The organism is Pseudoduganella sp. RAF19, assembly GCF_052114165.1.
Lineage (GTDB): Bacteria > Pseudomonadota > Gammaproteobacteria > Burkholderiales > Burkholderiaceae_D > Rugamonas.
Map to the genome: position 1 here is coordinate 458,772 of NZ_JBFREF010000003.1, position 26,902 is coordinate 485,673.

24 protein-coding genes are annotated in these 26,902 nt (G+C 61.9%); 17 read left to right on the forward strand and 7 right to left on the reverse strand.

All coding sequences use genetic code 11. The features are described 5' to 3' along the window. Window positions 1–13 precede the first annotated feature (13 nt). The gene (coaD, locus tag AB4Z19_RS09980; protein WP_442035175.1) at window positions 14–1,159 is read left to right on the forward strand and encodes a pantetheine-phosphate adenylyltransferase; all 1,146 of its coding nucleotides are present in this window, start codon (window positions 14–16) and stop codon (window positions 1,157–1,159) included. On the opposite strand, the gene AB4Z19_RS09985 is transcribed toward coaD, so the two are convergent. The 4 genes from AB4Z19_RS09985 to AB4Z19_RS10000 form a co-directional block, all read right to left on the reverse strand. After that, on the reverse strand, window positions 1,160–1,894 hold the full coding sequence (locus AB4Z19_RS09985; RefSeq protein ID WP_442025858.1) for a tetratricopeptide repeat protein: 735 nt from the start codon (window positions 1,892–1,894) through the stop codon (window positions 1,160–1,162). It lies immediately after the preceding gene. A 1-nt stretch (window position 1,895) separates the two neighbouring features. Beyond that, the gene (locus tag AB4Z19_RS09990; RefSeq protein ID WP_442025859.1) at window positions 1,896–4,016 is read right to left on the reverse strand and encodes a bifunctional 2',3'-cyclic-nucleotide 2'-phosphodiesterase/3'-nucleotidase; all 2,121 of its coding nucleotides are present in this window, start codon (window positions 4,014–4,016) and stop codon (window positions 1,896–1,898) included. Between the two features lie 163 nt (window positions 4,017–4,179). After that, entirely contained in the window at window positions 4,180–6,450 is a 2,271-nt protein-coding gene (locus tag AB4Z19_RS09995) for a TonB-dependent receptor plug domain-containing protein (RefSeq protein ID WP_442035176.1), read from the reverse strand. Between the two features lie 220 nt (window positions 6,451–6,670). Continuing rightward, on the reverse strand, window positions 6,671–7,444 hold the full coding sequence (locus AB4Z19_RS10000) for a PhzF family phenazine biosynthesis protein (protein WP_442035177.1): 774 nt from the start codon (window positions 7,442–7,444) through the stop codon (window positions 6,671–6,673). A gap of 136 nt (window positions 7,445–7,580) precedes the next feature. Here AB4Z19_RS10000 and AB4Z19_RS10005 point away from each other — a divergent pair, with 136 nt between their 5' ends. Both AB4Z19_RS10005 and AB4Z19_RS10010 read left to right on the forward strand, forming a co-directional pair. Continuing rightward, window positions 7,581–10,859, forward strand: coding sequence for an error-prone DNA polymerase (locus AB4Z19_RS10005; protein ID WP_442035178.1), 3,279 nt, complete (start codon window positions 7,581–7,583; stop codon window positions 10,857–10,859). A 100-nt stretch (window positions 10,860–10,959) separates the two neighbouring features. Beyond that, window positions 10,960–11,430: a GNAT family N-acetyltransferase gene (locus tag AB4Z19_RS10010; RefSeq protein ID WP_442030087.1), complete on the forward strand. Its 471-nt coding sequence runs from the start codon at window positions 10,960–10,962 to the stop codon at window positions 11,428–11,430. Here AB4Z19_RS10010 and AB4Z19_RS10015 read toward each other — a convergent pair. Next, window positions 11,415–11,849: a PRC-barrel domain-containing protein gene (locus tag AB4Z19_RS10015; RefSeq protein ID WP_442035179.1), complete on the reverse strand. Its 435-nt coding sequence runs from the start codon at window positions 11,847–11,849 to the stop codon at window positions 11,415–11,417. The genes AB4Z19_RS10010 and AB4Z19_RS10015 overlap by 16 nt on opposite strands. A 157-nt stretch (window positions 11,850–12,006) precedes the next feature. On the opposite strand from AB4Z19_RS10015, the gene AB4Z19_RS10020 reads away from it, so the two are divergent. The 5 genes from AB4Z19_RS10020 (at window position 12,007) to AB4Z19_RS10040 (ending at window position 17,209) form a co-directional block, all read left to right on the forward strand. Continuing rightward, entirely contained in the window at window positions 12,007–13,692 is a 1,686-nt protein-coding gene (locus tag AB4Z19_RS10020) for a CTP synthase (protein ID WP_442035180.1), read from the forward strand. Continuing rightward, on the forward strand, window positions 13,689–14,543 hold the full coding sequence (kdsA, locus tag AB4Z19_RS10025) for a 3-deoxy-8-phosphooctulonate synthase (protein WP_442035181.1): 855 nt from the start codon (window positions 13,689–13,691) through the stop codon (window positions 14,541–14,543). The genes AB4Z19_RS10020 and kdsA overlap by 4 nt, the downstream gene beginning before the upstream one ends. 196 nt (window positions 14,544–14,739) lie before the next feature. Beyond that, entirely contained in the window at window positions 14,740–16,023 is a 1,284-nt protein-coding gene (gene eno / locus AB4Z19_RS10030; RefSeq protein ID WP_442035182.1) for a phosphopyruvate hydratase, read from the forward strand. A 72-nt stretch (window positions 16,024–16,095) separates the two neighbouring features. Continuing rightward, window positions 16,096–16,416: a cell division protein FtsB gene (ftsB, locus tag AB4Z19_RS10035; protein WP_442035183.1), complete on the forward strand. Its 321-nt coding sequence runs from the start codon at window positions 16,096–16,098 to the stop codon at window positions 16,414–16,416. A 7-nt stretch (window positions 16,417–16,423) separates the two neighbouring features. After that, a complete protein-coding gene (locus tag AB4Z19_RS10040) occupies window positions 16,424–17,209 on the forward strand; it encodes a hypothetical protein (protein ID WP_442035184.1) in 786 nt (261 codons plus the stop codon). Here the strand turns inward: AB4Z19_RS10040 and hslO are convergent. Beyond that, window positions 17,206–18,144 carry an Hsp33 family molecular chaperone HslO gene (hslO, locus tag AB4Z19_RS10045; protein ID WP_442027476.1) on the reverse strand — a complete coding sequence of 313 codons (939 nt, stop codon included), beginning with the start codon at window positions 18,142–18,144 and terminating at the stop codon, window positions 17,206–17,208. The two genes, AB4Z19_RS10040 and hslO, sit on opposite strands and share 4 nt — an antisense overlap. A 3-nt stretch (window positions 18,145–18,147) precedes the next feature. Then, complete coding sequence (locus AB4Z19_RS10050; protein ID WP_442027478.1) at window positions 18,148–18,672, reverse strand: gamma carbonic anhydrase family protein; 525 nt, start codon at window positions 18,670–18,672, stop codon at window positions 18,148–18,150. 149 nt (window positions 18,673–18,821) lie between these two features. Here AB4Z19_RS10050 and AB4Z19_RS10055 point away from each other — a divergent pair, with 149 nt between their 5' ends. The 9 genes from AB4Z19_RS10055 (at window position 18,822) to bamC (ending at window position 26,896) form a co-directional block, all read left to right on the forward strand. Next, window positions 18,822–19,697, forward strand: coding sequence for an alpha/beta fold hydrolase (locus tag AB4Z19_RS10055; protein WP_442035185.1), 876 nt, complete (start codon window positions 18,822–18,824; stop codon window positions 19,695–19,697). Window positions 19,698–19,756: 59 nt separating this feature from the next. Then, window positions 19,757–20,590 carry a 3',5'-nucleoside bisphosphate phosphatase gene (locus AB4Z19_RS10060; RefSeq protein WP_442027482.1) on the forward strand — a complete coding sequence of 278 codons (834 nt, stop codon included), beginning with the start codon at window positions 19,757–19,759 and terminating at the stop codon, window positions 20,588–20,590. A 129-nt stretch (window positions 20,591–20,719) separates the two neighbouring features. Then, window positions 20,720–21,592, forward strand: a complete 873-nt coding sequence (htpX, locus tag AB4Z19_RS10065; RefSeq protein ID WP_442027483.1) for a protease HtpX — start codon at window positions 20,720–20,722, stop codon at window positions 21,590–21,592. Between the two features lie 76 nt (window positions 21,593–21,668). Next, complete coding sequence (locus tag AB4Z19_RS10070) at window positions 21,669–22,292, forward strand: L-threonylcarbamoyladenylate synthase (RefSeq protein WP_442027485.1); 624 nt, start codon at window positions 21,669–21,671, stop codon at window positions 22,290–22,292. 63 nt (window positions 22,293–22,355) lie between these two features. After that, complete coding sequence (locus AB4Z19_RS10075; protein ID WP_442035186.1) at window positions 22,356–23,027, forward strand: site-2 protease family protein; 672 nt, start codon at window positions 22,356–22,358, stop codon at window positions 23,025–23,027. A 4-nt stretch (window positions 23,028–23,031) separates the two neighbouring features. Next, complete coding sequence (locus AB4Z19_RS10080; protein WP_442029484.1) at window positions 23,032–24,234, forward strand: tryptophan--tRNA ligase; 1,203 nt, start codon at window positions 23,032–23,034, stop codon at window positions 24,232–24,234. Then, window positions 24,227–24,772, forward strand: a complete 546-nt coding sequence (locus tag AB4Z19_RS10085) for a class I SAM-dependent methyltransferase (protein WP_442035187.1) — start codon at window positions 24,227–24,229, stop codon at window positions 24,770–24,772. Before AB4Z19_RS10080 ends, AB4Z19_RS10085 begins: the two co-directional genes overlap by 8 nt. 74 nt (window positions 24,773–24,846) lie before the next feature. Next, window positions 24,847–25,725 (forward strand): 4-hydroxy-tetrahydrodipicolinate synthase, encoded by an 879-nt coding sequence (gene dapA, locus AB4Z19_RS10090; protein ID WP_442026355.1) that lies wholly within the window; start codon window positions 24,847–24,849, stop codon window positions 25,723–25,725. A gap of 13 nt (window positions 25,726–25,738) precedes the next feature. Further along, on the forward strand, window positions 25,739–26,896 hold the full coding sequence (gene bamC / locus AB4Z19_RS10095; RefSeq protein WP_442035188.1) for an outer membrane protein assembly factor BamC: 1,158 nt from the start codon (window positions 25,739–25,741) through the stop codon (window positions 26,894–26,896). The last annotated feature ends 6 nt before the right edge of the window (window positions 26,897–26,902 follow it).

Sequence of the window (26,902 nt, forward strand, 5' to 3'; positions counted from 1 at the left end):
TCTGGAGCAGGGCATGAAGAAGATCGGCTTTTCGGGAACGCTGGACCCTATCACCAACGGCCATATGTGGGTGATTGGCGAAGCGCGTTCGATTGCGGAAGAAGTCGTGGTCTTCCTGTCCGAGAATTCGACCAAGGCGCCCAAGTTCTCCGCAGAGGAGCGCAAGGCCATCGTGCTGGAAAGCTGTGCCGAACGTGGCTGGGACAATGTGCAGGTGCAGATCGTCAAGAGCGAGTACACGGCGCGCGTGGCCAAGCGCCAGGGCGTAGACTACCTGATTCGCGGCATCCGCAGCACCGCCGATTTCGATTACGAGAACCTGATCCAACAAACCAATGTGGAAGTGATTGGCGGCGCGAAAACCATGTTCGTGATGCCGCCGCGCGATCTGGGCTCGGTGAGTTCCAGCTTCGTGAAAGCGCTGGAAGGTCCGGTGGGCTGGAACTGGACCATGAAGAAGTTCGTTCCCACGCCTGCCTACAAGGCCTGGATCGTGGCCTGGCTGCGCAAGGAGTGGGATGCGCTGTGGCGCGACACTGCGCTGGATGCGGCGGCACTGGCCAATGTCAATCACTGGTTCGAACATCTGACCGGCACTGCGGCCTATGGCGGCGTCGATCGCACTTATCACAACCTCGATCATCTGGTGCACGGCATGGCGGAGATCCGCGCCTGGGCGGCCAACACGCGTCCCGCCAAGCGCGATGTGAATATCGTGAAGGCGGCCTTCTGGTTCCACGATGCGGTGTATGCGCACGATTCGTCTTCCGTATCGAACGAGGAAGCCAGCGCGCGCCTGTGGCTGGGCAGCGACCTGGAGCCGGATGCGGGCCGCGCGGAAGAAGTGGCGGCGCTGATTCGCGCCACCGACCATTTCCAGGGCGCGTCGATTGCGCATCCGATGAAGGACACGATGCTGAGTGTGGACCTGGCGATTCTGGGACAGGAGGAGGAAGTGTACCGCTCCTATGCGCGCGGCATCCGCGCCGAGTACGCTCACGTGCCGGATGCGGTCTACAACGCGGAGCGCAGCAAGGTATTGAGCCACCTGCGTAACAAGGCGGAAGCGGGCACGCTGTTCGCGGACCCGTACTTCACGGCGAACTACACCAGTGTCGCCATCGCCAATATGAGCGGAGAGCTGGCGACGCTGGCTTGATTAAAAGCGGTTCCAGTTATTGCGGCGGTGTTCCGTCGCTTCTTTCAGCAGATGGCTGGCGCGCAGGGAATCCTCACCCTGCACGGCCATCGCCAGCTCCTGCAGCGCTGGCGGATATTCATGCTCCGCCGATTCTTCCAGCAGCTCGCGCGCGCGGCGCTCGTCGCGCGGCACACCCTGCCCATCGCGATAAGCATTCGACAGCAGGAACATGGCGTGCGAATTACCCAGCTTGCTCGCCAGTTCCAGCCATTTGGCAGCTTCCCGATCGTCGCGCGCCACGCCGTCGCCGTTGCGGGCCATCTGGCCCAGGGCCAGCGCCGCTTTGGCGTGCTTGTTTTCCGCGGCTTGCTTCAGCCACGGCCACGCAGCTTCAGGCGCAGGCTGCACGCCCGGCGCTGCGCTGCGCAACATCTCCCCCAGGCCATACGCCGCTTCGGCATCGCCGCTGCGCGCAGCGTGCTCCAGCAAGTGCAAAGCTTCCGCGCGGAAGGCCGTACGCGAACGGTAGATCAAACCGAGTTCGCGTTGCGCTACCGGTTCGCCATAAGCAGCCCATTGCTGCAGGCTGCGCAGCGCGGCGGGATCGCCTTGCTGCTGGGCGCGCATGGCGGTGCTTTCGATTTCCGTTCGCACCGGCATGTCCTGGTGCGTCTGGCAAGCCGCCACCACGGCGGCAATCGCCACGGTAACGGCCATCATGCGAGCGGCTGGGGTGAGACGTTTTACGGACATATTACTTGCTCAGATCAATTGCATACTTGGCGAAGCCGCTGGCGTCCAGCGTCGTGCCTTCGGACGTCACCACGTTGATGCCGTTGCCCTTCGCCAGCGCCAGGTGGCCTGGCTGGGAACGCAGGATCACCGGACCGGCGGTGGTGGTCTTCACGAAGCTCCAGCTGCGCGCGCCACCGTTCGTTGCCAGCGTGACCTTGCCGCCGGTGGTGCCCAGCTTGGTCAGGTAGTTGCTGACCACGGCCTGGTTGGCGTCCGGCGATTTGATGATGGTCTTGCTGCCGTCGATGCCTGGCACGTTGCCGCCGCCGCCCGCACGGTAGTCGTTGGTCGCCACGATGAAGTCGTCGGTGTCGGCTACGGCCTTGCCGTTGTAGGTCAGGTTGACGATACGGCCGCCGGCTGGCTTGGTCACGTCGATCTGGTAGGTCAGGCCATTGTTCTCGGCGTAGAACACGTCATAGTTGTAGATGGTGCCGTAGGACGGAACCAGATCCTGCTCGGTGGTCTTGGCCGGATCGATCTGGCCGAACTGCTTGGCCGCTGCTTCCAGCCAGTTCTTCAGGTCGGAGCCCTTGATCTTCACCGCTTGCAGGTTGTTGTTCGAGTACAGGTACAGGTCGCCTGGATTACGCACTTGCAGGCCAACCGGTGCCGCGGCGGTCGCACCTGGCGCCACGTCGGTGAAGTCGGAAGGACCGTTACGGCCAGCTTTGAACGGCGCGCTGCAGGAAATCACCGGGATGTTCTTGTAGCTGGAGATGGTCGCATCGGTGCTGGTGTTGATGAAGTTCTTCACGTAGTCGATCTGCGCCTGGTTCACCAGCTGGATCGCTGTCACGTCGCCCACCAGCGAGAAGTAGGAAGACATCTCGAAGTCCGTGGTCACGCCCAGCGGCTGCTTGGCGTAATCGATGGTGGCCGCGTGTTCGGTCGAGATCAGCGTGGCCATGGCCGGATCGGCAGCCACGCTGGTGGTGCCATCCTTGTACTTGAAGCCGCGCGATTCCACGGTGGTCTTGGCTGGCTGCACCACCCACTTGCCGCTGGTGTAGGCCAGCGTCATCTTGATGATGCCCAGGCGACGGCCCCAGCTCTGCGCCATCACGGTCGGCACATTGTTCACGAAGCCGTTGATGGCGTCGACATTGGCGTTGGCGGGGATGGCGGCGAAGGATGCGTCCAGTGCTGCGGCGCCGGTCTCTTTACCCTTCGGGAAGATCAGGTGGGAGTGGCCGATCATCAGTGCGTCGATGCCGGTGGAGGTCAGGTAGTAGCTGCCGTTCTCCATTTTCGGGCTGTAGGCGGTGGTGTCCAGGCCGCCGTGCGACAGGGCGACCACCAGATCGGCGCCCTTGGTGCGCAGTTCAGGCACATACTGCTTGGCAGCTTCCTGCACGCCGGTCACGGCGACTTTGCCGGCCAGATTTTTCTGGTCCCATTCCAGGATCTGCGGCGGTACGAAGCTCATGATGCCGATGTTCAGCTTCACGCTGACCTTGCTGCCGTCTGGCGCGGTACCGGAGAAGTCCTTTGGCAGCAGGGCGTATGGCTGGTAGATCGGCTTGCCGCTGGCCACGCCGGTGACGTTGGTCAGCACCAGCGGGAAGCTTGGCGCGCCGCAGGTGCCGGCTGGCTTGCTCACGCCAGGGATGCCCAGATCGGTATTGGTGACCTGGCTCAGGAAGGGCAGGCCGTAGTTGAATTCGTGGTTGCCGAAGCCGCCGCCGTCATACTTCAGCGAGTTCATGGCCTTGTGGATGGCCAGGGTTTCCGAGCAGGCGATCGGCTTGGTCGACGCTTGCAGGTCACCCAGCAGGGTGCCCTGGATCACGTCGCCGTCGTCCAGCAGCACATTGTTCGGGTTCTCGGCGCGTGCAGCCTGGATCAGTGTGGAGGTGCGGTCCAGGCCCAGGGTAGAGTCTTCGGCCAGGGCGTAGTAGTTGTAACCCAGGACGTTCTGGTGCAGGTCGGTGGTTTCCATCAGGGCCACGGTCACGGTGGTCCCTTCAGGAATGGTCGGACCCTGCGGCGCCGTGACCGGTGCATCGTTGTTGGACGAACCGCAACCGACCAGACCCACGGAGGCCATCGCCGCCAGCAATACCCAATTCTTTTTCATCGCTGCTCCAATTAGCAAATTTATGACGCCGCGAACTTTAATGGCTTCACATGACCGGGCGATGACAAAATAAAAACGCCCCGCGCGGGCGGGGCGTTTCGCAGAACCGTGAACTGCTGGTGGCAGGCACATCGTGCCTGCCACCAGGTCTGGGCCTTGGGTGTTAGAAGCGCACGTGCAGACGGCCGAAGTAGGCGGCGCCGTTCAGACCAAACTGCACCGACTCATACTTGAAGCCGTTGTCGGTTTCGTTCGGGTCCTGCGGGGTCGGGTGCACGTTGAAGATGTTGGTGCCGCCGAAGGTGAACTTCACGTTCTTGTTGATGCTGTAGGTGAAGCTCAGGTCAGCCGAGGTCTTGGACTCGTAGTGCTGGTTCGGCACACCGGCGGCAGTACCGCTGAAGGTGCCCAGGGTTTGCGGACCGAAGTTGATGATCTTCAGGTCGGTTTCCCAGGCACCGGTGGTGTAGTCGAAGCCCAGCGTGGCCTTGTGGCGCGGGCCGCCCTGTTCGATGAACAGGCGCTCGCGCTCGGACAGCAGCACGTCCTCAAAGCCTTGCAGTGCCGGCGGCGCGTGAATTGCGGTCACTTCCGTCTTGCTGTAGTTGGCTGCCAGGTAGGTGTTCAGCTTGTAGCCAAACAGCGAGCCTTTGTGCGACGCGGTCAGATCCAGGCCCTGGGTCTTGGTGTCCACCGAGTTGACGAAGAACTGCGCCTGGCCTACGCCCAGCGTGGCCAGCTTGGCGGCCAGGGAAGGGTAGTTGCTATCGTCGAAGCGGCCGGACAGCACGATGCGGTCCTTGATCTTGATGTGGTAGTAGTCAGCGGTTACCGAGATGGCCTGGTTTGGCGTCCAGGTCGACCCCAGGGTGAAGCTGCGCGACTTCTCTTCCTTCAGCTTGGGAATGCCGGCCAGCGTTGCTACCGGGCCGCCATTCGGCGCCAGCACCACGTCCACCGGCACGCCGGAGATGAAGTCGGTGAAGGTCGAGGAGAAGTAAGCCTGTTGCAGCGACGGTGCGCGGAAGCCGGTCGAAGCCGAGCCGCGCAGCAGCACGTCGTCCACCACGCGGTAGCTGGCGCCCAGCTTGCCGGTGGTGGTCGAGCCGAAGTCGCTGTAGTCCTCATAGCGCACGGCGCCCTGCACCTTGGTGCGTGGGTTCACGTCCAGTTCCAGATCGACGTAAGCAGCCTTGCTGTGACGCTTGGCCTTGGTTTCATCGCTTGGCTGGAAGCCAGGGAAGCCCTGAGAACCGGCCGCGCCGCCCACGCCCACGCCGTCGGCGTCGATGTAGGAACCTGGCTCACCGGCAAAGATCCGGTATTCTTCCGAACGGTACTCGGCGCCGAATGCCACGTTCAGGCCATCGCCGATCAGGCCGTCGAAGTAGCGGTTCACGTCGAAGTTGGTGGTGTTCTGCTGGAACGAGAAGCCACCGGCGTAGAAGGTGTCCGGGCTCAGGCCGGTGCCGCCTTTCAGCAGGTCGGCGTTGGCAATGGATGCATTGATCGTATTGCGGATGGTGTACTTCAGGCGGTTGTAGCCGTAAGTCTGGGACAGGTCGGTATTCCACTCGCCGACCTTGAACTTGTAGCCCACGATGCCGTAGCGGTCCACCAGCTCGCCGCCGATGAACGGCACGAAGCCGTTCGGGTAGCGCGGGCCGATGTTGCGATCCGGATCTTCGTCCGGCGTGCCGCGCGCCCAGGCGCCGCTGGATGCGTCGCGCGACTGGTCGCCGGCGGTGAAGTAGAACTTGCCAGGGCCGACCGGGATTTCACCGTTCAGGTAGACGGTCTGGTTCTTGGTCTTGGTGTCGCCGATGGTACGTGGGTTGCCCGGCTCGGCGCGGTTCGAACGGCCGCGGTCCAGGTATTCGCCGGTGACGGCGATGACGCCGCCGGCCACCGAGAAGCCGCAGTAAGCCGAGGTCAGCCAGTTCTTGCCGTCGCCTTTGCTGTACTGGCCGTAACCAGCCACGCCTTCGCAGCCGATGCTCTTTTTCAGGCCGATGTCCATCACGCCGGCGATTGCGTCGGAGCCGTACTGGGCGGCAGCGCCGTCGCGCAGCACTTGCACGTCCTTGATGGCCAGCACCGGGATGGTGTTCATGTCGGTGCCGGTGTTGCCGCGGTTGCGGGCGCCGAACAGGTTCACCAGGGCGGTGGTGTGTTTGCGTTTGCCGTTCACCAGCACCAGGGTCTGGTCGGAACCCAGGCCGCGCAGGGCGGCGGAGTCGATCAGGTCGGCGCCGTCGGCACCGGTCTGGCGAGTGGAGTTGAAGGACGGCGAAATATAAGTCAGGGTCTGGGCCAGGTCGAACTGGCCGCTCGATTCGGCAACCTTGGTCAGCGGGATGATGTCGACCGGCGCCACGGTGTCCGTGGCCGAGCTGGTGGCGCGGCGCGAGCCGACCACGTTCACGACAGTCATTTCCTCTTTCTTTGCCTCGGGGGTATCAGTTTGAGCGAAGGCCGCCGGGGCCAGCGACATTGCTGCGCCGCCATAAAGAGCGAGCAGCACGGCTTTACGAATAGTCGTGGTAGAAAACACTATGTAACTCCCAGGAAAAGTTTCAATGATTCTAATCGAACCTTTCCCAGGGCTAAAATTGTTCTCTATCTAAGTGTGACTATTTTGCAGCATAAATCGTCTATACCGTTTCCGCAGCGCCACCCACGAGGATATTTTCGCCCTCGATCGTGGTGCGCAGCAGGCAGGGCTGCCCCATGTTTGCGCCCTGATAGAGCCGAATTGGCCGGTTCAGCAACACCGTAAGCGCGCCGGCCGCGACGCCGGTGGCGGCGTCTTCCAGCTTTGGGTCCAGATGGTTGAAGTTGCGGCCTTCAAGGCTGCCGTCTTCACGGCGGCACCAGGCGTAGCAACCGCTGACGCCATTAGTCTTGCCCCATGCTGCGATGGCCGCCAAGTCCGGCTTCAACGCCTGTAGTGCCGTGCTATCCCTAACTTCCAGCAGCAGCTTCGGGCTGCCTACGGAGGCGATTGTGGGCGCAGATGCGAGCTGGATGCCGGCATTTCCCAGCAACTTGCTCGGTAAATCCTGTGAGATCTCGACTTGAGGCACCGGCTGGCGGTTCATTTGAGCGTACACAATCCCATCCTGTTGCGTCAGCGCCAGTTCCTGGCCTTTCACCGCCGTGCGCACGGTGATCGGCCCCGGCTGGTCCTTCAACAGCACACGCGCCGCCGCCAACGTGGCGTGCAGGCAGAGCGGACTGCGCATATGGGGATAGAAATAGTCGAGCGTTGGCGGCTGATCGTCGCCGATAAAGACACAAGCCGGCTTTCCGCTGGCCTTGGCAAAAGCAAGCCGCGCCGCCTCGTCAGAATGATCGCCCCTGATCACGAGCGCCGAATTCCCTTCCCCCGCCCGAGTCCCAAAACACTTCAGCTCCACCACATCCATCGCCTACGACCTCACGGTTGCTATTTAGAACATGAAGTATGCAGCTTTTTCTGAGGGTTTGCGTCCTTGCTGCCGAGTATCGCAGCGATTAATGGAACTGGAATACTGTACGCATATACAGTAAAATGACTATCCCATGTCTTCCTTCAGCTTACCTTTCGCCATTGGCATGCCCGGCTTTGCCGAGCTGTTTTGCCTGACGAACTTTTCATTTCTGCAAGGCGCTTCGCACGCCGGCGAGCTGGTCGCGCGCGCGGCGCAGCTGGGGTATAGCGCGCTGGCGATTACCGATGAGTGCTCGCTGGCGGGCGTAGTGCGCGCTCACGCCGGGGCGAAGGAAACCGGGCTGAAACTGCTGATTGGCGCGCATTTCCATTTGAAGTACGAGGACGGCCGTCCGGCGCTGTCCCTGCTGGCGCTGGCGACCAATCGCAATGGCTACGGCAACATCTCCGAGATGATTACGCTGGGGCGGGGCAGGGCGGCCAAGGGCAGTTATCTGCTGCATCCGGACGATTTCGCGGCACCGCCGCCGGAGCGCGAGCATTTGCGCGGCATGGAGGACTGTCTGATGATCCTGCTGCCGGATTATCCGACCCAGGCGCCGGACGACGTCGACCGCTTGCACGAGCAGGCGGCCTGGATGAACGCTACCTTCCCCGGCCGCAGCTGGATCGGCCTGACCCAGCTCGCGCGCGCTTTCGACGAAGCGCACCGTGTCAGCATTGACGAAGTGGCCTTGCAGCATGGGCTGCCGGTGGTCGCGGCCAACCACGTCTGCATGCACGTGCGCTCGCGCAAGCCGCTGCACGACACGCTGACTGCCGTACGCGTCGGCAAGCCGATTGCGGAGTGCGGCTACGAGCTGACTCAGAACGCCGAACAGCACCTGCGCTCGCGCCTGCGCCTGACCAATCTCTATCCGGCCAGGGCGCTGGCTGAGACGATGAAGATCGCGGACCAGTGCACGTTCTCATTGGACGAGCTGAAATACGAATATCCGCACGAGCTGATCCCGCCGGGATACTCGCCCTCCAGCTTCCTGCATCAGGAAACATATGCAGGAGCTGCCAAGCGCTACCCGCACGGGATTCCGGAAAAAGTGCAGAAACAGCTCACGCACGAACTGGATCTGATCGCTGACCTGAAATACGAATTCTTTTTTTTAACGGTCTACGACATCGTGCGCTTTGCGCGCAGCGTCGGCATCCTGTGCCAGGGACGCGGCTCGGCGGCCAATTCCGCTGTGTGTTACTGCCTGGGCGTGACGGAGGTTGATCCAGAGCGCGGCAACAGCGTGGTGGAGCGCTTCATTTCGCGCGAGCGCAACGAGCCGCCTGATATCGACGTGGACTTCGAACACCAGCGCCGTGAAGAAGTTATTCAGTACATCTACAACAAGTACGGACGTCACCGTGCTGCCTTGGCCGCGACCGTCATCTGCTACCGCACCAAGAGCGCCTTGCGCGACAGCGGCAAGGCGCTGGGCGTTGATCTCACCATCGTTGAAAAAGTGGCGCGCTCGCACCACTGGTTCGACAGCAAGCATCAGTTGTTGGAGCGTTTTGTCGAAGCAGGACTGGAAGAGGGCTCGCCAATTGCCGAGAAGTGGGCAGCGATGGCGATGCAGATTACGGGCTTCCCGCGCCACTTGTCGCAGCACGTGGGAGGCTTCGTCATCGCGCAGGACAAGCTGTCGCGCCTGGTGCCGATCGAAAGAGCCGCCATGGAGGAGCGGCACGTCATTCAATGGGATAAAGATGATCTCGAAGAGCTGGGCTTATTGAAGGTGGACGTGCTGGCGCTGGGCATGTTGTCCGCATTGCGCCGCGCATTGGATCTGATCACGGCCCGCCATGATCGAACGATGACCATGCAGGACATTCCGTCAGAAGACTCTGCGACTTACGACATGATGGGACACGCCGATACCATTGGCGTATTCCAGATTGAATCACGTGCTCAGATGAGCATGCTGCCGCGCATGAAGCCGCGGGTGTTCTACGATCTTGTGATCGAGGTGGCAATCGTTCGGCCGGGACCGATTCAAGGCGGCATGGTGCATCCGTATTTGCAGCGCCGCACTGGCCAGCAGCCGGTTGATTATCCGGAGGGACTGAAGGAAGCGCTTGGCCGTACGCTTGGCGTGCCAATCTTTCAGGAGCAAGTGATGCAAGTGGCGATGATCGCCGCGGGCTTCAGTGCTGGCGAGGCTGACGAGCTGCGGCGTGCGATGGCGGCCTGGAAGCGCAAGGGGGGCGTGGACAAGTACCACGACCGCATCGTCAGCGGCATGACTGAACGCGGCTACACGGAGGAGTTTGCGGAGCAGATTTGCAAGCAGATCCAGGGCTTTGGTGAATATGGTTTTCCTGAATCGCACGCCGCCAGCTTTGCCTTGTTGACGTATGTCAGCTCGTGGATCAAGTGCCATGAGCCGGCCGCGTTTTTGTGCGCCTTGTTGAACAGCCAGCCGATGGGCTTTTATGGACCGTCGCAGCTGGTGCAGGATGCAAAGCGGCATGGCGTGGCAGTGCGCGAGGTTGATATCACGGTCAGTAATTGGGATTCGGCGCTGGAGGAAGTGGAGCCAGTAGCGGCATCCGGCGCGGCCAGGTTTTGCGTTGAGGAGTCGGCAGCGAACTATGTGGCCAGCGATTACTTCACCGCGGCTTACAAGCCCGGGGCATGGCACAAGCAGCGCAAGCAGCCGGCGGTGCGGCTGGGGATGTCGCTCTTGCGCGGCATGCGCCCCGATGCGGCGGAGCGCATTGAAAAGGCGCGCTGCGAGCGGCCTTTCACGAACGTGACCGACCTGGCGCGGCGGGCGGATTTGAATCGCCATGATCTGCAAGTGCTGGCAGGCGCGAATGCGCTGCGCAGCCTGGCGGGTAATCGCCGTCAGGCTTTGTGGGAAGCGGTGGGCGCGGTGCCGGATAAGGACTTGCTGCGTCCAACCAAGCCGGAAGAGGAACTGCCGCAGCTGAAGCCGCCCAGCGAAGGGGATGAAATCATTGGCGATTATCGCGCGCAGGGTTTGACGCTGGGACGCCATCCGCTGGCGCTGCTGCGTCCGCATTTGCTCAGCAAGCGTTTCATGCCGGCTGAAGTGCTCAACACGTTCAGCAACGGACAGCTGGCGCGCGGCGCGGGCATCGTCACGGTGCGCCAGCGCCCCGGCACCGCGAAGGGCGTGCTCTTCATCACGATCGAGGACGAGACGGGCAATGTGAACGTGATCGTGTGGCCCGACCTGGTCGACAAATTCCGCCGCGAAGTGCTGGGTGCATCGCTGCTTGGCGTGTACGGCATCTGGCAGAACGAAGCCAACGTCCGCCACCTCGTCGCCAAACGCCTGGTCGACCTCTCGCACCTCATTCAACGCCTGCCTACGACCAGCCGCGACTTCTGCTAGGCCCTTGCGCCGCCTCAAAGAATGGCCTGCGCCGCCACGGCGAAGCTCAGCGCGGGAGAACGCTGGCTACGCGGCGAGGTAGCGCTGGCATAATGGCGGGATGACGCCGACTATTCGTTTTGCCACGCCTGAAGACGCGCCAGCCATCAGCGCGCTGATTATTGAGCTGCAGCCTTTTCTGACCATCGCGCCTGACGCAACCGGCGCGGAGCAGTTTATGGCGACTATCCAGCCAGAGGTCATCGCCGCAAATATTCGTGCGGAAAATTATAGGTATCAGCTGGCGACTGTGGATTCAGCGCTGGCAGGTGTGGTAGCGGTGCGCGATAACGCGCATCTGTTCAGCCTTTATGTGGCGCAGGCGTGGCATGGCAAGGGCGTCGGCCGCAAGCTGTGGGACGCCGCGCGGGATGATGCGCTGGCGCGCGGCAATCCCGGCAGCTTCACCGTCAACTCATCCACGTTTGCCGAGCAGGTCTACCGTGGCTGGGGCTTCCAGCCCACAGCGGAAGTGCAGGAGATGCACGGCCTGCGCTTCATCCCGATGCGCATCGATCAGCGCGAACTTTGATCGAGGTGGCTCGGGCCGGACGTGCTGCTGCTGGTGCCGTAATAATTGTGCACCTCAGTTGCCCAGCTCTGGTTGGCCATGTCGGGCCAGTGGTCCTTGTCGAAGCCCGGTGCGGACTCGATGCGTTCCTTGTCGATGTTGAGCAGCATGCGGTGGTGGCCGGTGTCCAGGGTTAGCGCTTCCCATGGCACGGCGAACAGTTTTTCGCCCATGGTCAGCACGCCGCCGGACGCCATCACCACATACGCCACGTGGCCAGTCTGCATGTCCAGCATGATTTCCTTGACGGTGCCGAGGTGTTCGTTTTGCAGGTTGTGGACATGGTCGCCGATCAGCGTGTCGGCGCCCATCAGGCGTGGTCCCGGACCTTGGTGGCCGGTGTCTACGTAATTGCCGTATGCGTCGCGTTCGTAACTCATGATGGCCTCCTTTTGGGAAATAGTGTTATTTTGACTAGCGGCCCAGCCATGGTCTGTTCGGCAACTCACATTTTCATGACGGCATGGTGAAGTGGTACCGAAATTACGCTATAATTTCAATTTCCCGCATCGCGCCTACCCGGCGCCCGATCTCGCAATGACCAAATTTGTCTTCGTCACTGGTGGCGTTGTGTCGTCCCTTGGTAAAGGGATTGCCGCCGCCTCCCTCGCTGCGATCCTCGAATCGCGCGGCCTCAAAGTCACCATGCTCAAGCTGGACCCGTACATCAACGTGGACCCAGGCACCATGAGCCCCATGCAGCACGGTGAAGTCTTCGTTACCGACGATGGCGCTGAGACCGACCTTGACCTCGGCCACTATGAGCGCTTCATCTCCACCCGCATGCGCAAGGTGAACAACTTCACCACCGGCCAGATCTACGAATCCGTGATCCGCAAGGAACGCCGTGGCGAATACCTCGGCAAGACCGTGCAGGTGATTCCGCACATCACCAACGAAATCCAGGACTACATCCGCCGTGGCGCGGAAGGCTACGATGTCGCGCTGTGCGAGATCGGCGGCACCGTGGGCGATATCGAATCGCTGCCGTTCCTGGAAGCTGCGCGTCAACTGAGCCTGCGCGCCGGCCGCAAGAATTCCGCTTTCGTTCACCTGACCCTGGTGCCGTACATCGCATCGGCCGGCGAACTGAAAACCAAACCGACCCAGCACTCGGTGCAGAAACTGCGCGAAATCGGCATCTCTCCAAACGCGCTGCTGTGCCGTGCCGACCGCCGCATTCCTGAAGACGAAGTGGCGAAGATCTCCCTGTTCTCGAACATCGAGGAACGCGGCGTGATTTCCGTGTGGGACGTCGACACCATCTACAAAGTGCCGCAAATGCTGCACGACCAGGGCCTGGATGCGATCATCTGCGAAGCGCTGGACCTGAACCCGGCACCGGCCGACCTGTCCGTGTGGAGCAAGCTGATTCACACCCTGGAAAATCCGAAAGCGGAAGTGTCGATCGGCATGGTCGGCAAGTACGTGGAGCTGACCGAGTCCTACAAGTCGCTGACCGAAGCACTGCGTCACGCCGGCATTCACACCGAGAGCCGCGTGAACATCGAGTACATCGACTCGGAAGAAATCGAATCCAAGGGCACCGAAGAACTGAACAAGTACGACGCTATCCTGGTACCGGGCGGCTTCGGCAAGCGCGGCGTGGAAGGCAAGATCAAGGCGGCGCAATTCGCCCGTGAAAACAAAGTGCCTTACCTGGGCATCTGCCTGGGCATGCAGGTGGCGCTGATCGAATACGCGCGCCACATGGCCGGCCTGAGCAACGCCAACTCCACCGAGTTCGAACCGGACACCGACCAGCCGGTCGTGGCCCTGATCGACGAGTGGCAGAACGCCGACGGCAAAGTCGAGAAGCGCGATGCGAACTCCGACCTGGGCGGCACCATGCGCCTGGGCGCGCAAGCCTGCGCCGTCAAGCCGGACACCCTGGCCTCCGAGATCTACGGTTCCGTCGTGACCGAGCGTCACCGTCACCGCTACGAAGCCAACAACCACTACCTGGGCCGCGTTGAAGCAGCAGGCCTGGTGGTTGCTGCCCGCACGCCGACCGAAGACCTGTGCGAAATCATGGAACTGCCGCGCAGCGGCGCCAACGCCCACCCTTGGTACATGGGCGTGCAGTATCACCCTGAGTTCAAATCGACCCCGCGTGACGGCCACCCGCTGTTCACGTCCTTCGTCAAGGCAGCCCTGGCGCACAAGGCCGCCAGCGGCAAGCCGTCGCTGAAGGCAGTCGAGAAAAAGGAGAATGCAGCATGAAGTTGTGTGGATTTGACGTCGGCCTCGACAAGCCGTTCTTCCTGATCGCCGGCACCTGCGTGATCGAATCGCGCCAGATGGCCTTCGATACCGCCGGCGCACTGAAGGAAATGACCGCTGAACTGGGCATCCCCTTCATCTACAAGTCGTCCTTCGACAAGGCCAACCGCACCTCCGGTACTTCCTACCGCGGTCCCGGCATGGACAAGGGCCTGGAAATCCTGGGCGACGTGAAGCGCGAACTGGGCGTGCCGGTGCTGACCGACGTGCACACCATCGAGGAAATCGCAGCCGTCACCTCCGTGGTGGACGTGATCCAGACCCCGGCCTTCCTGTGCCGTCAGACCGACTTCATCACCGCCTGCGCCCAATCGGGCCTGCCGGTCAATATCAAGAAGGGCCAGTTCCTGTCGCCGCACGAAATGAAAAACGTGATCGACAAGGCGCGTGCCGCTGCCAAGGCCAAGGGCCTGAATGAAGACAACTTCATGGCCTGCGAGCGTGGCGCATCCTTCGGTTACAACAATCTGGTGTCGGACATGCGTTCGCTGGCCATCATGCGCGAATCGAACGCGCCGGTGGTGTTCGACGCAACCCACTCGGTGCAGCTGCCGGGCGGCCAGGGCGGCTCGTCGGGCGGCATGCGCGACATGGTGCCTGTGCTGTCGCGCGCTGCCGTGGCCGTGGGCGTAGCCGGCCTGTTTATGGAAACCCACCCGGTTCCTGCCGAGGCATTGTCGGACGGCCCGAACGCCGTTCCGCTGGGCCGCATGAAGGAACTGCTGTCCGTTCTGATCGATCTGGACCGCGTCACCAAGAAGGCTGGTTTCCTCGAAACCAACTTCAACTGATCCGAGAAGGGCGGCGCTCACAAAGCGCCGCCCTTTTTGTTAGAACCCACGGCGTGAAGCAGGTGGCAGCCACGCTGTGGCCGCCACCAGGGTTACGCCTTGGGTTCTGTTTTCGGCCTCCGTCTGTTATCCTTGCATCAATTTTGCGCACGTTTGCTGCGCTGCATAAAATCGCTTTAACTTTGGAGATATACACATGAGTGCAATCGTTGACATCATTGGCCGCGAAATCATCGACTCGCGCGGCAATCCGACCGTGGAATGCGACGTGCTGCTGGAATCCGGCGTAATGGGCCGTGCCGCAGTACCGTCGGGCGCGTCCACCGGTTCGCGCGAGGCCATCGAACTGCGCGACGGCGATCCGAAGCGTTACTTCGGCAAGGGCGTGCTGCAAGCCTGCGAAAACATCAACACCGAAATCTCGGAAGCCATCATGGGCCTGGACGCCAATGAGCAAGCCTTCCTGGACCGCACCCTGATCGAACTGGACGGCACCGAGAACAAGTCCCGCCTGGGCGCCAACGCGATGCTGGCCGTATCCATGGCCGTGGCCAAGGCTGCCGCTGAAGAAGCCGGCCTGCCGTTGTACCGCTACTTCGGCGGCTCGGGTTCGATGCAGATGCCAGTGCCGATGATGAACGTCATCAACGGCGGCGCCCACGCCGACAACAACCTGGACATCCAGGAATTCATGATCATCCCGGTCGGCGCACCATCCTTCAAGGAAGCCGTGCGCTACGGCGCGGAAGTGTTCCACACCCTGAAGAAGATCCTGCACAAGAAGGGCATGAACACCGCTGTCGGCGATGAAGGCGGCTTCGCTCCTTCGCTGGCTTCGCACGAAGACGCGATCAAGCTGATCGTTCAGGCAATCGAAGAAGCCGGCTATGAGCCAGGCACCCAGATCGCCATCGGCCTGGATTGCGCTGCTTCCGAGTTCTACAAGGACGGCAAGTACCACCTGGAAGGCGAGGGCATGGTCCTGAGCGCCGAAGAGTTCACCAACCTGCTGGGCACCTGGTGCGACAAGTACCCGATCATCTCGATCGAAGACGCGATGCACGAAGGCGACTGGGCCGGCTGGGCGCACCTGACCAACGCCCTGGGCAAGAAAGTGCAGCTGGTGGGCGACGACCTGTTCGTCACCAACACCAAGATCCTGAAGGAAGGCATCCAGAAGGATATCGCCAACTCCATCCTGATCAAGATCAACCAGATCGGCACGCTGACCGAAACCTTCGCTGCCATCGAGATGGCCAAGCGCGCCGGCTACACCGCCGTGATCTCGCACCGCTCCGGCGAAACCGAAGATTCGACCATCGCCGATATCGCCGTTGGCCTGAACGCCCTGCAGATCAAGACCGGTTCCATGTCCCGTTCCGACCGCATGGCCAAGTACAACCAGCTGCTGCGCATTGAAGAAGATCTGGGCGACATCGCTTCCTACCCTGGCCGCGACGCGTTCTACAACCTGAAGTAAACCGCAAAGCCAAGCAGGTGGCTGCCACGCCGTGGCAGCCACCCGTTCTTTGCACCTGGTTTTAAGAAATACATGCGTTTGATTACCCTGGCCCTCGCCGCTTTGCTTCTGCTGATCCAGTACCCGCTGTGGCTGGGGAAGGGGGGCTGGCTGCGCGTGTCCGACCTGGAGCAGCAAGTTGCTGTGGCCCAGCAAAAGAATGAATCCCTGCGCCAGCGCAACGCGAAGCTCGATTCCGAAGTGCGCGACCTGAAGGAAGGCACCGGCGCCGTGGAAGAGCGCGCGCGCTTTGAGCTGAGCATGATCAAGCAGAACGAAATCTACGTTCAGATCCTCGGCAAAGGCCAGACCAAGCCCGCGCCCGACACCGCTGCGGCGCCCGCCCAGCACTAAGCAGGCCATGTCACGATCACGCCTGCTGTTTTTCTTCCTGCTCGCGTGGACCTTGAATGCAAGCGCCGCCTGCACGCCTGTCCGTTTTGGCTACATCGACCAGAACCGGCCGCCTTACTACATGGGCGACGGCCCCCATATTCCCGAACCGCCCGGCGCGACCATCGATCTGATGCGCGATGCGGTCCAGGCCACCTTCGGTTGCCACCCTGCGCTGGTGCGCCTGCCGCCCGCGCGCTTGCGCCTGGCGCTGACGATTGGCGATATCGATTTCACGCCGCTGGGTGAGATGCCGGTCTATCCGCCCGAGATTGCCATCCCGCGCGATAAACGCGGCGAGCCCGATTACGGCCGCGCGCTCGGCAACCAGCTGGTGGTGCTGGTAAGGGCGCGCGACAACATTCCCGCGGGCGCCAACCCGCTGGCTTACTTCCAGGGCAAAGTGCTCGGTGCGGCGCAAGGCAGCGCCTACACCGCCCGCCTGCGCGAGCAGGGCCTGACCATCGATGACGGCGCCCGTGACGTCGACCGCAATATCGAAAAGCTCAAGCTGGGCCGCGTTGCAGGCGTAGTCGTGAGCGCGGTAAAACCGGAACATATAGACGCCATCGTCAAGCGCTACAACGGTGAAATCATGCAGCTGCCGCAGCCGCTGGTGAGCACGCGGCTATGGCTGGCCTTCAATGAGAAATACTACGAAGCGCACCGGGCGCAGGTGGAAGCCCTGTGGACGTGGATCGATATGAACCGCGCCCACCTTGGCTATGTGATGCAGCGTTACGGCAAGGATTAGTGCTTTACTTCGGTCGGGTGCAGCAATGCCTCGGCCGGCGCGGTGGTGGTGAACAGCTGGGCGCAGTCCACCGCATCGTACTCGTAGTGCTTGCCGCAGAAGTCGCAGTTGATGCCCAGCTTGCCCTGTTCGGACAGCGCGGCTTCCACTTCTTCCTGGCCCAGCATCTTCAGCATATTGCCCACCTTCTCGCGCGTGCAGCTGCAATGGAACTGCGGATGCAGCGGCTCGAACACGCGGATGGTCTCTTCCCAGAACAGGCGCTGCTGCAGCACGTCGATGGTGGTGCTCAGCATCTCTTCTTCTTTCAGCGTGGAGCCCAGCACCACGGCGCGGTTCCAGGTTTCCTGGGCTTCGTCGGCGGTCAGTGCGCCCGGTTCGATTTTACCGCCGTGGAAAGGCAGCTTTTGCAGCAGCACGCCGCGCGAGACGTTATCGTCCGCGGCCAGCCACAGCTTGGTGTCCAGCTGTTCGGAGCGCAGCATATAGTTTTCGATCACGGTGCTGACATCGTGGCCGTCCAGCGGCACCACGCCCTGGTAAGGCTGCTGGCCCGGCACCTTCTCGGCCGGGTCGAGCGTGATGACGAAACGGCCCTTGCCATGTGCGTTGACCAGGGTCTGCAAATCGGCATCCTGCGCGATCGCGTAGTCAGGATTCATTTTCGCGGTAGCGCGCAGCTTCAGCTCGGAATCGCATTCCACCACCAGCAGGCGCACCGGGCCGTCACCATGGATCTGCATGATGATGGAACCGTTGAACTTGAGGTTGGCCGAGAGCAGGGCCGCTGCCGACACCATTTGTCCCAGCAGGCGCTTGACGGCGACCGGGTAGTGGTGGCGGGCCAGCACTTCGCGCCAGGTGGCGGACATGTCGACCAGCTCGCCGCGCACGGCAGCGTTCTCGAAAATGAATTTTTGCAGGGTGTCGGTCATTCTTTATCCAATCTTCTTCAGTTGCGACTTGAACAGCTGGCCGCGTTTCACGTAGCTGTCGGCGCTGCCTTTCAGGCGCGCCACGTCTTCTGCTGTCAGTTCGCGCACCGCTTTGGCGGGCGAACCGATAATCAGCATATTGTCGGGAAATTCCTTGCCTTCCGTGACCAGCGCACCGGCGCCGACCAGGCAGCCTTTGCCGATCTTCGCGCCGTTCAGCACCACCGCCTGGATGCCGATCAGCGCGCCATCACCGATGGTGCAGCCGTGCAGCATGGCCTGGTGGCCGATGGTGACATCGCGGCCCACGGTCAGCGGGTATCCCATATCGGTGTGCATCACCGTGCCTTCCTGGACATTGCTGTTTTCGCCGATCGTGATGCGCTCATTATCGCCACGAATGGTGGCGCCGAACCACACGGATGCATTGGCTTTCAGGGTGACTTTGCCGATCAGGGTGGCGTTGTCTGCGACGAAAGCGGATGCGTCGACTTCTGGCGAATGTTCGCCCAGCTGATAAATTGTCATGGTTGGCTCTCAGGAAATTGGCGCTATTTTACGCCTTGCCTGAAAAATGCCGGGGATACGGTTTGCGAACGGTCGTGCTATTATGTGCATTCCCGGCCGCAAGCAGCCCATATTGGCGCTGGCGGCGCTTTTTCAAGGCAGACATCATCATGACCCCATCCCGTTCCGAATTCATCACCGTGCGCGGCCTGCGCACCCACGTGCACCACTGGGGACGGGAAGGCGCGCCGAAAGTGTTCATGATGCACGGCTGGATGGACGTGGGCGCCTCCTTCCAGTTCGTGGTCGATGCCATGCAGGGCGACTGGCACGTCATCGCACCCGACTGGCGCGGTTTCGGCCTGACCGATCGCAATGGCACCGATACCTACTGGTTCCCGGACTACGTCGCCGACCTGGACGCCATCCTGCGCCATTACCAGCCGGAAGGGCAGGTTAACCTGCTGGGCCACAGCATGGGCGGCAATATCGTCAGCATCTACGCGGGCGTGCGCCCCGAGCGCATCCGCCGCCTGATCAACCTGGAGGGCTTCGGCCTGAAGGCAACCGGCGCCGAGCAGGCGCCGGGCCGCTACGCCAAATGGCTCGATGAACTGCTGACGCCGCCGGAAATGCGCAGCTACGATTCGCAGGCCGCTGTGGCTGCCCGCCTGCAGAAAACCAACCCGCGTCTGACCAATGAGCGCGCAGCCTTCCTGTCGCAGCACTGGTCGGCGCAAAACGGCGAGGGCCGCTGGGAAATCCTGGGCGACCCCGTGCACAAGCAAGCCAGCCCGCTGCTGTACAAGATTGACGAAGTGCTGGCCTGCTGGAAGCGCATTACGGCGCCCGTGCTGTGGGTGGAAGCGGACGACACCAATATGTGGCTGTGGATGGGGCCAAAAGAAGAGGCGCGCGCCGAAGTGGACCGCCGCCTGAGCCATCTGGCCAAGGTTACCGCGAAAATGATGCCGGACGCAGGCCATATGCTGCATCACGACCAGCCCGAGCTGCTGGCGCAAATGCTTGAGGAATTCCTGGCCTGAGCACCGCGATTTACGCCGACAGCGTACAATGAAGGCTTCGCTTTTATGCAAGTGTCCGTATGCTGAATGTAGATCTTCACTGCCATTCCAATGTTTCCGACGGCGTGCTGCCGCCGGAGTCGGTTGCGGCTTACGCACGTAAGGCCGGCGTCGACGTGTGGGCGCTGACCGACCACGATGAAGTGGGCGGCGTGGCAAAAGCCCGCGTGGCGGCCGGGCAGGAAGGCATGCGCTTTGTTTCGGGCGTGGAGATTTCGATTACCTGGGGCGGCGAGACGGTCCACATTGTCGGCCTGCAGATCGACGAGAACGATGCGGCGCTGACCAAAGGCCTGGAAGACACACGTTCGGGCCGCGACAACCGTGGCCGCGAAATCGGCCGCCAGCTGGAGCTGGCGGGCATTCCGGGCTGCTATGAGGGCGCGCTGAAATATGTGGACAATCCCGCGCTGATGTCGCGCACGCACTTCGCCCGCCACCTGGTGGACCAGGGCGTGTGCCGCGATATTCCTGAAGTCTTCCGCAAATTCCTCAGTCCGGGCAAGCCGGGCTATGTCGAACATCGCTGGGCAACCTTGCAGCAGGCCGTTGCCTGGATTCGCGGCGCGGGCGGGATTGCCGTGATTGCACATCCGGGCCGCTACAAATTTACTGACTTGCAGGAAGGCGTGCTGTTTGATGAGTTCAAGCAGCTGGGCGGGACGGCGATCGAGGTGGTGACGGGCAGTCATACGCCGGATCAGTATCCTGAGTACGCGACGCTGGCGAATCGCTATGGCTTCCTCGCTTCGCGGGGAACGGACTTCCATGCGCCGGGCGAAACACGGGTCGACTTCGCGCTGCTGCCGCCCCTGCCGGGGAATGTGAAGCCGGTTTGGCACGATTGGTTCTGAAACCTTAAAACCGGGTCAGACCCAAGGGTCTGACCCTTTGGGTCTGACCCGATCTTAGGGTTAGGGCTTGTATTTCCCTACTGCCAACCATACATTATCATTCGGCAAATCTGTCCGGAGAACCACTACATGAAACGCATCATTCTTTTCCTCGCCACCAACCTCGCTGTGATGGTGGTGCTGTCCATTGTGCTGTCGCTGCTCGGCATTGGCCGTCCTGGCCCCGGCCAGATGCAGCTGGGGAATCTGCTGGCCTTTTCGGCGGTGGTGGGCTTCACCGGCTCCATCATCTCGCTGCTGATGTCCAAGCCGATGGCCAAATGGTCCACGGGCGCGCGCGTGATCGACGCGCCGCAGAACTCCACCGAGCAATGGCTGGTGAGCACTGTGCACGCGCTGGCTGACCGCGCCGGCATCGGCCGTCCGGAAGTGGCGGTGTACGAAGGCGAGCCAAACGCTTTTGCTACCGGCGCCTTCAAGAATGACGCACTGGTGGCGGTGTCCACCGGCCTGCTGCAATCGATGAACCGCGAAGAAGTGGAAGCGGTGCTCGGCCATGAAGTCGCCCACGTCGCCAATGGCGATATGGTGACCCTGACCCTGATCCAGGGCGTGGTCAATACCTTCGTCGTGTTCCTGGCGCGCATCGTGGGCGGCATCGTGGACTCGGCCATCAACAAAGGTGAAGAGCGCCGCGGTCCGGGCATCGGCTATACCATCACCGTGTTCGTGTGCGAAATCGTGTTCGGCCTGCTGGCTTCCATCATCGTGGCCTGGTTCTCGCGCCAGCGCGAGTTCCGCGCCGACGCCGGTTCCGCCAAGCTGCTGGGCAGCTCGGTGCCGATGCAGCATGCGCTGGCCCGCCTCGGCGGCCTGCAGCCGGGCGAACTGCCGCAAGGCATGGCCGCTTCCGGCATCACTTCCGGCGGCGGCTGGGCGGCCATGTTCTCCAGCCACCCTCCGATCGAAGAACGTATCGCAGCGCTGCAGCAACAGCGTTGATAAGCGGCGGATCGATGATCCGCCCTACGCGGCACTGTAGGGCGGGTCATTGACCCGCCGAATGCGAGCATATTTCATGAGCCAATTCTTTCAGATCCACCCAGCCAATCCGCAACTGCGCCTGATCAAGCAGGCGGCGGAGATCATCCACGGCGGCGGCATCGTCGCGCTGCCGACGGACTCCTGCTATGCGCTGGTGTGCCATCTGGACGATAAGTCCGCCGTCGAAAAGCTGCGCCGTATCCGCGGCATTGACGAAAAGCACCACCTGACCCTGCTGTGCCGCGACCTCAGCGAAATCGGCGTCTACGCGCGCGTGGACAATCGCCAGTTCCGCCTGCTGAAAGCGGCCACGCCGGGGCCGTTCACCTTTATCCTGGAAGCGACGCGCTGTGTGCCGCGCCGCCTGTCCCATCCCTCGCGCAAGACCATCGGCCTGCGCGTGCCTGAAAACGCCATCGTGGAAGCCCTGCTGGCCGAACTGCAGCAGCCGCTGCTCGGCACCACCCTGATCCTGCCGGACGAGGACGAGCCGCTGACCGATGCGGATACCGTCTGCGAACGCATCGGCAAACAGATCGATCTGATCGTCGACGGCGGCGCCTGCAGCTTCGAGGCGACTACCGTGGTTGACCTGACCGGCGATGAGCCGGAACTGGTGCGGCAAGGGAAGGGCGATCCGGCAATCCTTGGCCTGTAAATGGTGGATCGATGATCCGCCCTACGCGGAGTCAGCGATCTGCCGTCTGGTAGAATCTTTCTCATGAGTGATCTTAGTCAAACCATCCAGACTATCGCTGTCTACGCGATCCCCGTTCTGTTTGCAATCTCCCTGCACGAAGCTGCCCACGGTTATGTGGCCCGTTATTTCGGTGACGATACGGCCGAACGCATGGGGCGCCTGAGCGCCAATCCGGCGCGCCATATCGACCCGATCGGCACCATCCTGCTGCCGCTGATGCTGCACCTCGCGCATCTGCCGCCGTTTGGCTATGCAAAGCCGGTGCCGGTCGATTACAGCCGCCTGCGCAATCCGAAAAAGCAGATGGGCTTTGTGGCCGCGGCCGGGCCGCTGGCTAATTTTGCGATGGGCTTGTTGTGGCTGCTGATGTTCAATCTGATTGCCGCCATGGGCGTACAAGAGCCGTTCCTGATCGAGATGGCGCGCGGTGGCGTACTGGTTAACGCCGCCATGTGTGCGTTCAATCTGATTCCGATTCCGCCACTGGACGGCGGACGTATCGTGACGGCGTTGCTACCGCACGGTCTCGCCATGCGCTTCGCCAGCATCGAGCGCCTCGGACCGATCGTTTTCATTCTGCTGATCGTGCTGTTGAATACCGGACCTTTCCGTAGTCTGCTGACTGGTCTGATGTACTTTGTCATCTATCTGTTCGGCCTGGTGCTGACGCCGATTACCATTTTCCTGAGCTGACACTATGTACCCAGACCGCGTTGTTTCCGGTATGCGCCCCACAGGCGCCATGCATTTGGGGCACTACCATGGCGCCCTGAAGAACTGGATCAGGATGCAGTCCGAACAGCCTTGCCTGTTCTTCGTGGCCGACTGGCACGCGCTGACCACGCATTACGACGACCCTTCGATCATCGAGAAGTCCACCTGGGACATGCTGGTCGACTGGCTGGCAGCCGGTATCGATCCGACCCAGGCGACGCTGTTCATCCAGTCCAAGATTCCGGAGCACGCCGAGCTGCATCTGCTGCTGTCGATGGCGACGCCGCTGGGCTGGCTGGAGCGCGTGCCTACTTACAAGGACCAGATCGAAAACCTGGCCAACAAGGATCTGGCCACCTACGGCTTCCTCGGCTATCCGCTGCTGCAGGCGGCCGACGTGCTGATCTACCGCGCCAGCGAAGTGCCGGTCGGTGAAGACCAGGTGCCGCACATTGAAATGATGCGCGAGATCGCGCGCCGCTTTAATCACCTGTACGGCAAGGAAAAGGACTTCGAAGAGAAGGCCGGGATCGCCGTCAAGAAGCTGGGCAGCAAGCGCGCCAAGCTGTACAACGAACTGCGCAAGGATTACCAGCAGAACGGCGACAATGCCGCGCTGGAGCAGGCCAAGGCCATGCTGGATGATGCGCAGAGCCTGTCCATGATCGACCGCGAGCGCCTGTTCGGCTACCTGGAAGGATCGCGCAAGCTGATCCTGGTTGAGCCGCAAGCCAGGCTGACCGAAGCGTCGCGCCTGCCGGGCCTGGATGGCCGCAAGATGTCCAAGAGCTATGGCAATGCGATTGCCTTGCGCGAGGATAAGGAAACCGTCACCAAGAAAATCCGTACCATGCCGACCGACCCTGCGCGCGTGCGCCGCACGGATGCGGGTGAACCGGAGCGCTGCCCGGTATGGCAATTCCACGTCGTGTACTCCGATGGTCCGACCCAGGAATGGGTGCAGAAGGGCTGCAAATCGGCCGGCATCGGCTGCATCGAATGCAAACAGCCGGTCATCGACGCCATCATCAAGGAACAGGAGCCGATGCACGAGCGCGCCCAGCCTTATCTGGACGATCCGTCGCAGGTGCGTGCCATTGTCGCCGACGGCAACGAAGCCGCCCGCAAGCTGGCGCAGGAAACCATGCGCGACGTGCGCGAAGCGATGGGATTGAACTATGGATGATCCATCGGTCTGGGTGCAGCGCTTCGCGCCCTTGATTCCAGGCGGCGAAGTGCTGGACCTGGCATGCGGCAATGGCCGCCATTCGCGCTATATGGCTGCGCTGGGCCACCTGGTGGTGGCGGTGGACCGCGATCCGCAGGCGCTGGCCGCTGCGGCGGACGACGGCATCGTTACCAGCGAAATCGACCTGGAAGTGGAGGGCGCCGCCTGGCCTTTCGGTCCGGCGCGCTTTGCCGGTATTGTGGTGACCAATTACCTGCATCGCCCGCTTATCGGCGACATGCTGGGCAGTCTGGCGCCGAACGGTGTGCTGATCTACGAGACTTTCTCCGAAGGCAACGCCGCGTTTGGCAAACCGTCCAATCCCGCCTTCCTGCTGAAGCCGGGAGAGCTGCTGGAACTTGCCCAGCAGCATGGTTTGCGTGTCATCGCGTTTGAGGATGGCGTCGTTAACACGCCGAAACCTGCAATGGTGCAAAGAATTTGCGCCGTAAAGGAAGAGTTTCCAAGGGAAGCGGCTCTGTTGCCGCCTATTTGACGACCGGAAATGCACTACATCTGCAGACTATCGTCTACAATCGTCGTTTTAATTCTTTTTGCAATTGGTAACCTATGATTAAGGGCAGCATTGTAGCAATCGTCACCCCGATGCACGCCGACGGCAGCCTGGATTACCCCAGCCTGAACTCGCTGGTCGACTGGCATATCGCTGAAGGTACGGACGCCATCGTCATCGTTGGCACGACCGGAGAATCCGCCACCGTCAACGTGGCCGAGCATTGCGCGCTGATCAAGGCCACCGTGGACCGCGTTGCGGGCCGCATCCCTGTGATCGCCGGCTCCGGCGGCAATTCCACCGTGGAAGCCATCGAACTGACCCGCTTCGCCAAGAGCGCGGGTGCGGACGCGTCCCTGCAGGTGGTGCCGTACTACAACCGTCCTACCCAGGAAGGCATGTATCAGCACTTCAAGGCCATCGCTGAAGCGGTGGATCTGCCGGTGATCCTGTACAACGTGCCGGGCCGTACCGTGGCGGACATGTCCAACGAGACCATCCTGCGCCTGGCGGAAATCAAGAACATCGTGGGCGTGAAAGACGCCACCGGCAATATCGGCCGCGGCCTGGACCTGTTGCGCCTGGCGCCGTCCGACTTCGCCGTGTACTCCGGCGACGATCCGACCGCTGTGGCCCTGATGCTGGCCGGCGGCAAGGGCAATATCTCGGTGACCGCCAATGTGGCGCCGCGCGGCATGGCCGAGATGTGCAAGGCCGCGATGGCAGGCGATATCACCTGCGCCATCGAGCTGAATAACAAGCTGTTCCCCCTGCATCAAAAGCTGTTCGTGGAACCGAATCCAGTGCCGGTGAAGTGGGCGCTGGCCGAGATGGGCAAGATGCCGGCCGGCATCCGCCTGCCGCTGGTGCCGCTGGCAGAGCAATTCCACGAGACCGTTCGCGCCGCAATGCGTGAATCCGGTGTGCTGAACTAATCTCTCTTTACACATGACTATTCGCAAGATCGCTTCCCTCACGCCGCCGTCGCGCGGTCTCGTTGTTGGCGCCCTGGCGCTGAGCCTGTCCGGCTGCGGCATGATCCAGTCGGTTGTTGGCGACAGCAAGGTGGACTACAAGTCCGCCAAGAAAGCCAGCACCCTGGACGTTCCACCGGACCTGACCCAGCTGCAAAAGGACAACCGCTACTCGCTGCCAAACACCGACCGTGGTGTGGCAACCGCCTCCGGCTACGCGGCCAACCGCGGCACCGTGGCGGGTTCGACCGCAGCCGTCAACGACGTCGCTTCGACCGGCAATTCCTCGGTCAAGGTTGAGCGCGCTGGCAACCAGCGCTGGCTGGTCGTCAAGCAGACGCCAGAGCAACTGTGGCCGCAGCTGAAGACCTTCTGGGAAGATTCGGGCTTCACCCTGGCCGTGGATAACGCCACCGCCGGCATCATGGAAACCGAGTGGAATGAAAACCGCGCCAAGATCCCGCAAGACTTCATCCGCAATACCCTGGGCAAAGTGATCGACGGGCTGTACTCCAGCGGCGAGCGCGACAAGTTCCGCACCCGCCTGGAACGCAATGCCGACGGCTCGACCGAGATCTACATTTCCCATCGCGGCGCGGAAGAAGTCGTGACCGGCGCGCAGAAGGAATCGACGCAGTGGCAATCGCGTCCGGCTGATCCGAATCTGGAAGCGCTGTTCCTGGCCAAGCTGATGACCAAGCTGGGCGGCTCCAAAGACGAAGCGGAAGCACGCACCTCCGTGGACAACGCCGCAGTGCAGCCGCAGCACGCCTTCATCAAGGGCGAGGGCGCCGCGAAGTTCGTGCAGACCGACGAAGGCTTCGACCGCTCCTGGCGCCGTGTGGGCCTGGCGCTGGACCGCGCCGGCTTCACCGTGGAAGACCGCGACCGCGTGCAGGGCGTGTACTTCGTTCGCTACGTGGCCGATGCAGCCGAAACCAAGGGCTTCTTCAGCCGCCTGTTCAGCTGGGGCTCGTCCGACAAGGACAAGGACGCGCAGCGCTACCGCATCTCGGTGCGCGCGGACTCGACCAACACGACGCAGGTTTCGGTCTGGACCAACGACAACAAGCCGGACACCTCGCCAACCGGCGACAAGATCCTGACGCTGCTGTACGAACAGCTGAAATAATCAGCC

Bases quoted from the DNA above. Each gene is read 5' to 3' on its own strand.
- AB4Z19_RS10050 (WP_442027478.1), bottom strand. From the start codon at position 18,672: ATGACAATTTATCAGCTGGGCGAACATTCGCCAGAAGTCGACGCATCC.
- dapA (WP_442026355.1), top strand. From the start codon at position 24,847: ATGATTAAGGGCAGCATTGTAGCAATCGTCACCCCGATGCACGCCGAC.
- htpX (WP_442027483.1), top strand. From the start codon at position 20,720: ATGAAACGCATCATTCTTTTCCTCGCCACCAACCTCGCTGTGATGGTG.
- ftsB (WP_442035183.1), top strand. From the start codon at position 16,096: ATGCGTTTGATTACCCTGGCCCTCGCCGCTTTGCTTCTGCTGATCCAG.
- AB4Z19_RS10000 (WP_442035177.1), bottom strand. From the start codon at position 7,444: ATGGATGTGGTGGAGCTGAAGTGTTTTGGGACTCGGGCGGGGGAAGGG.
- AB4Z19_RS10005 (WP_442035178.1), top strand. From the start codon at position 7,581: ATGTCTTCCTTCAGCTTACCTTTCGCCATTGGCATGCCCGGCTTTGCC.
- coaD (WP_442035175.1), top strand. From the start codon at position 14: ATGAAGAAGATCGGCTTTTCGGGAACGCTGGACCCTATCACCAACGGC.
- AB4Z19_RS10055 (WP_442035185.1), top strand. From the start codon at position 18,822: ATGACCCCATCCCGTTCCGAATTCATCACCGTGCGCGGCCTGCGCACC.
- eno (WP_442035182.1), top strand. From the start codon at position 14,740: ATGAGTGCAATCGTTGACATCATTGGCCGCGAAATCATCGACTCGCGC.
- AB4Z19_RS10015 (WP_442035179.1), bottom strand. From the start codon at position 11,849: ATGAGTTACGAACGCGACGCATACGGCAATTACGTAGACACCGGCCAC.
- AB4Z19_RS10040 (WP_442035184.1), top strand. From the start codon at position 16,424: ATGTCACGATCACGCCTGCTGTTTTTCTTCCTGCTCGCGTGGACCTTG.
- AB4Z19_RS10020 (WP_442035180.1), top strand. From the start codon at position 12,007: ATGACCAAATTTGTCTTCGTCACTGGTGGCGTTGTGTCGTCCCTTGGT.
- AB4Z19_RS10070 (WP_442027485.1), top strand. From the start codon at position 21,669: ATGAGCCAATTCTTTCAGATCCACCCAGCCAATCCGCAACTGCGCCTG.
- AB4Z19_RS10080 (WP_442029484.1), top strand. From the start codon at position 23,032: ATGTACCCAGACCGCGTTGTTTCCGGTATGCGCCCCACAGGCGCCATG.
- AB4Z19_RS10010 (WP_442030087.1), top strand. From the start codon at position 10,960: ATGACGCCGACTATTCGTTTTGCCACGCCTGAAGACGCGCCAGCCATC.
- AB4Z19_RS09995 (WP_442035176.1), bottom strand. From the start codon at position 6,450: ATGACTGTCGTGAACGTGGTCGGCTCGCGCCGCGCCACCAGCTCGGCC.
- hslO (WP_442027476.1), bottom strand. From the start codon at position 18,144: ATGACCGACACCCTGCAAAAATTCATTTTCGAGAACGCTGCCGTGCGC.
- AB4Z19_RS09985 (WP_442025858.1), bottom strand. From the start codon at position 1,894: ATGTCCGTAAAACGTCTCACCCCAGCCGCTCGCATGATGGCCGTTACC.
- AB4Z19_RS09990 (WP_442025859.1), bottom strand. From the start codon at position 4,016: ATGAAAAAGAATTGGGTATTGCTGGCGGCGATGGCCTCCGTGGGTCTG.
- AB4Z19_RS10085 (WP_442035187.1), top strand. From the start codon at position 24,227: ATGGATGATCCATCGGTCTGGGTGCAGCGCTTCGCGCCCTTGATTCCA.
- kdsA (WP_442035181.1), top strand. From the start codon at position 13,689: ATGAAGTTGTGTGGATTTGACGTCGGCCTCGACAAGCCGTTCTTCCTG.
- bamC (WP_442035188.1), top strand. From the start codon at position 25,739: ATGACTATTCGCAAGATCGCTTCCCTCACGCCGCCGTCGCGCGGTCTC.
- AB4Z19_RS10075 (WP_442035186.1), top strand. From the start codon at position 22,356: ATGAGTGATCTTAGTCAAACCATCCAGACTATCGCTGTCTACGCGATC.
- AB4Z19_RS10060 (WP_442027482.1), top strand. From the start codon at position 19,757: ATGCTGAATGTAGATCTTCACTGCCATTCCAATGTTTCCGACGGCGTG.